At 45.7% G+C, this 4,995-nt stretch carries 8 protein-coding genes and 1 pseudogene; 7 read left to right on the top strand and 2 right to left on the bottom strand.

The window, feature by feature from the left end; all coding sequences use genetic code 11:
- The 6 genes and pseudogenes from J7J01_05255 to J7J01_05230 form a co-directional block, all read left to right on the top strand.
- On the top strand, positions 1-380 hold a 380-nt coding region (locus J7J01_05255), incomplete at its 5' end, for a hypothetical protein (protein ID MCD6210286.1).
- Positions 381-397: 17 nt separating this feature from the next.
- Positions 398-856, top strand: a pseudogene (locus J7J01_05250) (30S ribosomal protein S15).
- A 9-nt stretch (positions 857-865) separates the two neighbouring features.
- A complete protein-coding gene (locus tag J7J01_05245) occupies positions 866-1,099 on the top strand; it encodes a hypothetical protein (GenBank protein MCD6210285.1) in 234 nt (77 codons plus the stop codon).
- Between the two features lie 6 nt (positions 1,100-1,105).
- Positions 1,106-1,297 (top strand): 30S ribosomal protein S17e, encoded by a 192-nt coding sequence (locus J7J01_05240; GenBank protein MCD6210284.1) that lies wholly within the window; start codon positions 1,106-1,108, stop codon positions 1,295-1,297.
- Positions 1,291-2,178, top strand: a complete 888-nt coding sequence (locus tag J7J01_05235) for a 4-hydroxy-tetrahydrodipicolinate synthase (GenBank protein ID MCD6210283.1) — start codon at positions 1,291-1,293, stop codon at positions 2,176-2,178. Before J7J01_05240 ends, J7J01_05235 begins: the two co-directional genes overlap by 7 nt.
- A gap of 86 nt (positions 2,179-2,264) precedes the next feature.
- A complete protein-coding gene (locus J7J01_05230) occupies positions 2,265-2,693 on the top strand; it encodes a peptidylprolyl isomerase (GenBank protein ID MCD6210282.1) in 429 nt (142 codons plus the stop codon).
- 87 nt (positions 2,694-2,780) lie between these two features.
- Here J7J01_05230 and J7J01_05225 read toward each other — a convergent pair whose 3' ends face one another.
- Positions 2,781-3,590, bottom strand: coding sequence for a thioredoxin family protein (locus J7J01_05225; GenBank protein MCD6210281.1), 810 nt, complete (start codon positions 3,588-3,590; stop codon positions 2,781-2,783).
- A gap of 49 nt (positions 3,591-3,639) precedes the next feature.
- On the opposite strand from J7J01_05225, the gene dph2 reads away from it, so the two are divergent.
- Positions 3,640-4,641 carry a diphthamide biosynthesis enzyme Dph2 gene (gene dph2, locus J7J01_05220; GenBank protein ID MCD6210280.1) on the top strand — a complete coding sequence of 334 codons (1,002 nt, stop codon included), beginning with the start codon at positions 3,640-3,642 and terminating at the stop codon, positions 4,639-4,641.
- On the opposite strand, the gene J7J01_05215 is transcribed toward dph2, so the two are convergent.
- Complete coding sequence (locus tag J7J01_05215) at positions 4,622-4,831, bottom strand: hypothetical protein (GenBank protein MCD6210279.1); 210 nt, start codon at positions 4,829-4,831, stop codon at positions 4,622-4,624. The two genes, dph2 and J7J01_05215, sit on opposite strands and share 20 nt — an antisense overlap.
- Between the last annotated feature and the right edge of the window lie 164 nt (positions 4,832-4,995).

The raw sequence follows: 4,995 nt of genomic DNA, 5'->3' as shown, positions 1-4,995 counted from the left end.
AGGTAAAGCCAATCAGTGGTGGCGGAGTCTACTATGGACTGAGATGTGGCAAGATTGCAGGCGAGGTAGCGGCAAAAGCGGCTTCAACGGGTGATATGCAACTATTGAAGCATTATGACAGGCGATGGCATAGAGAAATAGGAAAGGAGATAGCATTTGGTATATGGGTTCATAGATTGAGGTGCGTGTTAGGAGATGATGACCTCGATAGGATATTCCGTGCATTGGGGCGAGAGCGGCGGCGTGTAGAGGAGAAAGGAGATATGGATTACCCTTCACTCATATTGAGAGAATTTATAAAAGAGCCCGAATTTATCAAATTAGCGGTGAAGAATATCATAAGGTATATGTATATATATGGCAGGTGGAGTAAATATTAGGGTAACGGTGAAGAGTAATGGCTAGGATATATGCAAGGCGGCGCGGCAAGGCAGGTTCTAAGCGACCTCCAACTTCAACGGTACTTGGATGGATAGATGTGAGTGCAGAGGAAGTGGAGAAGAAAGTGATTGAGTTGTATAACAGAGGTCTCTCAACAAGTGAGATCGGGATAGTACTTCGGGATGGACATGGTGTGCCCAGAGTGCCGCAGGTGGTGGGTAAGAAGATAACAGAGATATTGAGAGAGAGAAATCTCGCGCCAGAGATACCGGAAGACCTTCAGAATTTGATGCGAAGAGCACTCAGGATAAGGAAGCATCTTGAAGTGAATAAGAAAGATGTGCATAACAGGAGGGCGTTGCAGTTGACCGAATCGAAGATAAGAAGACTTGTGAAGTATTATGTAAGGAAGAGAATATTACCTAGCAATTGGAAATACAAGCCAGAAAGTGCCGAATTTGTCCTGAGGAGGTGATTATAAGAGATGAATGCGTATTTAGAGCTATTAGTGGGAATTTTACTGGCAGTAGTGGGAATAGCAATGCTGGTAGTACCCCAATTGTCCATCTTCCGGGAGGGTGTGAAAACTGTGATACTGGGAGTAATTCCCATTGTAGTACTGTTAGCAGCTGCGGTATTCTTGATGATAGGTGTGAGTGACGTAAGAGAGAAAGGAGAGGAGGAACTGGAGAGCGAAACGGAGAAAAATAGAGGGTGAATAGCAGTGGGTACGATTAAGCCAACATATATAAAGAAGTTATCAAGGCAATTATTGCAGGAGATACACGCATTTACCGACGATTTCGAGCGAAATAAGAAGATAGTGGAGGAATACACGAATATAAAGAGTAAAGAGGTGCGAAATAGAGTAGCAGGATATATAACACATAAGAAGAAAGGTGAGATGAAATGTTAAAGATGCAGGGGGTATATCCGGCGCTTATAACGCCTTTTACGAAGGATGATGAAGTAGATGCAGCAGGTTTGAAGCGGATGGTGGAGTATGTTGAGGAAGGGGGGGTTGCTGGAATAGTGCCCTGTGGCACGACAGGGGAGTCTGCAACGCTTTCACACGAGGAGCATAAGCGTGTTATAGATATAGTAGTGGCAAATGCGAAGGTACCTGTGATAGCAGGTACAGGCTCTAACAACACAAGGGAGGCTGTTGAGCTGACGCGATATGCAGCAGACGCAGGTGCTGAGGCTTGCTTACTTATTACACCTTATTACAACAAGCCGAATGTTAGGGGTTTAAAGGAACATTTCAGACAGATCGGCGATTCCGCTGATATACCTCTGATTCTTTATAACATACCCTCCAGAACCGGGTTGAACATGAGTGCAGAGACGATGGTGGAGATAGCGGCAGAAGTCGAGAGTGTAAAGGGAGTGAAAGAAGCTTCGGGTAATTTAAAACAGGTGGGTGCGATTATAAAGTTAGCGAAGGAGCGTGGTCTGGACTTCACTGTGGTCGCAGGTGATGACTTCCTCACGCTCCCGATAATGAGCCTTGGTGGTAAGGGTGTGATATCAGTGGCAGCGAATATAGCACCGCAACCAATGTGCGAGATGGTGAATGCAATGTTGAGCGGTGATATAGAGAAGGCGAAAGAGATCAACCTCAGATTGTTTCCGCTGTTTGAGGCGATGTTCCTTGAGACGAATCCGATACCTGTGAAGCGTACGGCGGAGCTGATGGGATTGCCGGCTGGTCATGTGAGGCTCCCACTGGGTGAACTGAGCGAAGAAAACGAGCACAAGTTGAGGCAGGTGCTTCGTGAGCTGGATATGATATAGGCTTATAGGCTATAAGGCATAGATTGTATTTTATACATCGCTCTTATTATTATTCTATTGTAAAAGAAAAAAAGGAGGAAAAAATTATGGCACAGGCGAAATATGGTGACACCGTTAAGGTTCACTACACGGGCAAATTGGATGATGGCACGGTATTTGATGCCTCAGTAAATGGCGATCCGCTTCAATTCACGATAGGTGGTGGGCAGATAATACCGGGTTTTGAGCATGCAGTAGTGGGAATGAACCCAGGGGAGTCTAAGACAGTTAAGATACCGGCTGAGGATGCATACGGGCAGCGGCGCGAGGACCTTGTACTGGAGATAGAAAAGTCTCAATTACCGGAAGGTTTGAAACCAGAAGTTGGGCTACAGTTACAAAGCCGACAACCAGATGGCAGGATAATCGTGCTTACAATAGCAGATATATCAGAATCCCACGTCACCCTGGATGCAAATCATCCTCTGGCTGGCAAAGACCTGACTTTTGACATCCAGCTCGTAGAGATCATCTGATCTGAGTTGGGTTGGGTTAGTTGAATGAGTTAATAAATAATGGAGGTTATAACCCTCCCTTTTATTATTTTATTTTTATTTTTTATTTTAGATCCTGGTGATCAGAGCTTCAATCTCTGGTGTGGAACAGATATCTATCGGCTTATTGTCTGTTAGATTGCAGATGAGTGCGGTCAGTATCTTCGCTTCCTGCTCCTTACCCTGGTTCTCTCCTGAGCCAATCCGGTAATAGCGGCAGCCCAATACAATAGTTGGCACGCCACCTGTGCTATATCTTGCAAATATGTCCCTGTCAGCAGTGAAATTGTTCATATCATCGTGGAACGATATGAAGTCCTTAAACTTCGATGCCACATCTGCTATCACCGGATGTTCCCACTTGCAATGCGGACATCCATCGGAGCCAAAGAAATAAATAGCTGGTTTGCCGTCATCCTTACATATCTCATCACCACTAACAATGAAATTCCCTATTGTCTGCCTGGTTCTGGTAACTGCTTCCTTTGTCTGCCTGGATTCCACTTCCTCTATATCAATACCCTGAGGGAATAGTATCCTACCATCCTTCGTCAGATATGTCATTACCGTCCGGGATATTCCCCCTGCTGACATATTAACAGCGATTTTATACAGGTCCGCATCCTCTGCCTCTGTTACGTTTATCAATGTGACATTTACACCAGGAGGAAGTCCACCGTAATTAGATATGAAATCAATCGTCTTCGCTCCCGCTGCTTCAGGCGTTATTGTATTTGTGCTTGTGTTTATGTTTGTGTTCAAAGTACTTGGGAAGAAACTGTGCACCTGCTGCGGCAGTACAAATGCTCCCACTGCGCCCCCTACTATCACTCCTATCACCAACCCAAGGATCAGAACGCTAACTACTTTCATCTCCATTCCATTCTCCTCTCCTTATTTTTTCATAATCTGCTTTATATAAAAAGCGATGATAAAGTTCTCTTATAACTTCGAGTTGGAGCGAATAGTGGAGCAGATAAAAGCGAGGAATGCGAAGAGCGTTGGTATCCAGCTTCCCGAGGGTGTCAGACCCGTGGCAACCGAGCTCGCCGATGCTATCGCCGCTAAAACAGGTGCAGAAGTGATAATCTCCGGTAACTCATGCTATGGTGCCTGTGACATTGACGTTAAGCTGCTGAGGATTGTTGATATATTGTTCCATTTCGGGCATACTGAATACTCAGGCTTAGGTAGTCATTCCCTGCTTAGTGAGTGCGAGAAGGTGTGTTTCATAGAGCTGAGAAGTGAGGTTGATGTGAAACCCGTGGTGAAGACGGCGGTAACGGAGCTGAAAGGCGAGACCGTATGTGTGGTGAGTACAGTGCAGCATATACACATGTTGAAAGATGCGATATCCGTACTTGCACAGCATGGAAAGAATGTCATAACCGGAAAGTCCCCTATGCTGCGGTATGCGGGACAGGTGCTGGGCTGCGATTTCTCAGCTGCGAAAGTTCCATGCGATGAGATCCTCTTCATAGGTTCTGGCAGTTTCCATCCCGCGGGGCTCGCTTTATACACAGGCAGGAGAGTGGTTGCTGCTGACCCTTTCACGAACCAGTTGATGATATTTCATGGAGAAGAGGAGCGTAAGAAGCGGTATCTCGCAGTTGCTCGAGCGCTGGATGCAACCACATTTGGAATTATCATAGGCATGAAGAGCGGTCAGTGCAATCTAAGGGAGGCGAGGAGACTGAAGGAGAATGCGATACAGAGAGGGCTGACCGCATATCTGATAGCGATGGATGAGATAACCGGGGAGAGATTGCTCGCCTATAAATATAAAGCGGATGCTTTTGTGAATACTGCATGTCCTCGATTGACAGAGGACTTTATTCAGGGAAAGATGCTCTTACTCTCAGCTCGTGAGTTCGAAGTCATAATCGGGCAACGGAACTGGGAAGAGATGTTCAATCTGCGAAATATTTAGCATCAGAGACAGCGTTCGGCATCACCACCTTTAACCAGCTGGTGCTATTCCCTTTTATTGCGGGATAAATACAAGCCATGATTGTCATCTGCTCATCAGGGTCAAATATGCGGAGGTTTACCAAATCTGGCGTAATATCCACTACCGTCCACTCGTTGTCAGCCAGATAAATGCTGTTAACCCCCACCAAAATGTCACCATTCAGCAAGCCTTTGTAGGCTTCCTTTATCCCTGAAACCCAATGAAATGGCAATGCCAATCAAAACGACACCAGGGGAACTGATCTTTGTCACAGAGGACAGAGTAAATCTAAAAGCCAACGGCTTTAAAGAGTAGTATTCTATGGCTAAAACA

This window comes from Methanophagales archaeon (assembly GCA_021159465.1).
GTDB lineage: Archaea > Halobacteriota > Syntropharchaeia > Alkanophagales > Methanospirareceae > G60ANME1.
Note: the sequence above shows the minus strand (reverse complement) of the source record. Positions and strands in the feature narration are given on the sequence as shown.

Excerpts from the sequence above, each read along its gene's own strand:
- J7J01_05245 (MCD6210285.1), top strand. The coding sequence starts at position 866 with ATGAATGCGTATTTAGAGCTATTAGTGGGAATTTTACTGGCAGTAGTG.
- J7J01_05235 (MCD6210283.1), top strand. The coding sequence starts at position 1,291 with ATGTTAAAGATGCAGGGGGTATATCCGGCGCTTATAACGCCTTTTACG.
- J7J01_05230 (MCD6210282.1), top strand. The coding sequence starts at position 2,265 with ATGGCACAGGCGAAATATGGTGACACCGTTAAGGTTCACTACACGGGC.
- J7J01_05225 (MCD6210281.1), bottom strand. The coding sequence starts at position 3,590 with ATGGAGATGAAAGTAGTTAGCGTTCTGATCCTTGGGTTGGTGATAGGA.
- dph2 (MCD6210280.1), top strand. The coding sequence starts at position 3,640 with ATGATAAAGTTCTCTTATAACTTCGAGTTGGAGCGAATAGTGGAGCAG.